The following is a 2,407-nucleotide window of genomic DNA, read 5'->3' as shown; positions in this document are numbered from 1 at the left end:
ACTCGGTAAATCGCTGCGAGCCCGCCGGGTCGTCGTGACGGATCAGTTGGCCGCATTGGTTATGCGCGGCGAATGCCGGGTCACTCCCAGCATAAGCAAAACGCTCAGTACACAGAGGCTCGCCATTAACCGCCTGCTCGAACAACGCCAACGGTCGCAACTGATTGTCGTACTCGCTCCAGCGCCGACTGCCGCGCCCATCCCAGCCCTGCACCGACTGATCCGCTTCACCCAACAGACTGACACGCCACCCGGCATCGACACTGGTCGTGCTCAGCGATTTGCCGGACAGGGCGTAAATCGTGACCAGATTGGCAGGCGCCGAAGCGTTCCTCTGCAATCGCGGATCCCACTGCGCAATCACTCGTCCGCCACCGTCATAGGCCATGCGGTTGATACGCGCGTCGGCCGCCTCACCGATTGCACTGCGACAATAACCCACCGAGCGTACTGCCAATCCACGAGGATCTACGGCCGTCAGGGTCGGGGTATCGCTGTGAAACGTGAATGCTTGAACCGGCATGGCCTAGCGTCCTTCTGGATTTCATGACAGCTAATGTTGAAAAACTGCGTTTGGCTATTGTCAAAAATTACAGTGCCGTGCTTTTTTATGGATTTCATCCCCTAGAACCTAGCAGCGCAACTGCTGTCGACCTCAATCTGATTGATGCTACGTACTCTTCATAGGCACAAATTGTATTTTTTCTTTCAAGGTAGTTGATATGTCTATACGTTTCAACGCCGTAGTAATTCTATTTAAAACATTCCCCGGCATCACATCCTCCGACAAAGCATCATCTATTTCGTCCTTACTTAATAATCGATCTAATTTCAAGCGTACAATTTCCTTAATACGCACCAACTCCCCTGGCTCACTGGCGCCCTTCAAAAAACCCTCTTCGTAATCAGTTGACAGTCCCTTTAACACTTCCCCCAGATCGCCATCAAATGCATTTTTAAATCCCAACGCATCATAATAATCGACATTTGCCGTTGCACCCACGAGGGAAATATGAGTTCTGAACTCTGAATCACCAAATAACTCACTTTTAGTGAATTCCTTACGAACAACTACATCTGCATCTAGATACAACCCACCATACTGGTAAGTCGCTAATAATTCGGCCAAATCAGAAAGAGACTTTTCCTTGCCTTTATTGCTAGCACCTTCAACTTCTGAAAATATTTTTTCTATATTAGAAAAAGAATCACCCCCCTCTTTTGGCTTTACACCTTTAAGCTCACCCACGTCCTTTATCTCAAACTTGGAAAAACCATCCGATATACGCGGAAAGGATTTTCTTGCCCTATCATCAAACCAAAGATACACCCTATTCCCAGGGCTAACCTCTATCGTATTAATTATATTTGAAGATACATCCTCAGGAATTTCTCCATGGTAAAACATGTGAATGATTAGTTGATCATCTTGATCAGATTCTAGTCCATCGGGATCACTCAGCGTTACGGGATTATTCCTGACCATACAGTACAGGTTCAGCCCATCTACTCCACCCGCCGGATCCGGATTCAACCACCGCTGCCACCCCGCCACGTAATACCTGAACCCATAATAATAAAGCCCCGTCGCATCGCGTTCTTTCCCCGAATAACGCACGGTTTTATAACTGACCTGCACTGCCTCGCTATCTGCCCACGCGGTGCCGCCGAACGGGTAGTAGCGTTCCTGGCTGATGATCTGGGCGGCCTGATCCAGTTCCACCGTGGATGAACCCAAATGATCGCTCAGGCTGTAGCGTTGCTGGTCGTTGGCGATGTCCGCCGGGCGACCCGCTTCCCAGTGCAACACCCGTACACTGCTGCGCCCTGCCTGCACGCTAATCACCTGCAACTTTTCACCGGTGCAGCTGTGGTTGCGCAATTCCAGACTCGGTAGATAACGGACCTCTGCGGTCAAGGTTTGGGTGTTGGACTGCGTCGAACGGACTTTACGTACGCGCATGCCATCGGCGCCGTAGAGGTAAGACTCAAGATCATCGAGGCCGGCATCGCGTTCGACCGGTCGAACCTCGCACAACTGGTTGCGCAGGTCCCAGCTCAAGGCTTGCCCCGGTTGCAGGTTGAGCAGGTTGCCATTGGCGTCGAAGCCGTTGCGAAAGTCTTCCTCGCTCGGTTCCACGCCGTTGTGCACCGGCAAACAGCGGTTGCTGTGCGCCGCCGCGACCAGGCGATGGCCGGGATTTTGCGGGCCGACATGCTTGAGCTCCAGCAGGTTGTTGCCGGCGTCGTAGCGATAGGTCTGGCGGTAATTGCCCATCGCTGCGGGGTCAGCGCTGGCGGATGAAGACGGGCCTTGGTTGGCGCTGCCCGCTTCCCAACCGCTGGCTTCGATCAACTGGTAGAGGCTGTCGTAAACGTAGCGATTGACCGGTTCGATCCGCTGGTT

General features: G+C 52.5%; 1 protein-coding gene and 1 pseudogene. Both read right to left on the bottom strand.

The window, feature by feature from the left end; all coding sequences use genetic code 11:
• Positions 1-523 (bottom strand): annotated as a pseudogene (locus tag D8U18_RS03980) (hypothetical protein); the annotation flags it as partial.
• A 147-nt stretch (positions 524-670) separates the two neighbouring features.
• Positions 671-2,407 (bottom strand): RHS repeat-associated core domain-containing protein (locus D8U18_RS28685; protein ID WP_277752458.1); only part of this gene is annotated, 1,737 nt, incomplete at its 5' end.

The sequence above is a fragment of the Pseudomonas sp. Sample_10 genome, from assembly GCF_004321495.1.
Lineage (GTDB): Bacteria > Pseudomonadota > Gammaproteobacteria > Pseudomonadales > Pseudomonadaceae > Aquipseudomonas.
This window is presented reverse-complemented; position numbering and strand designations above follow the sequence as displayed.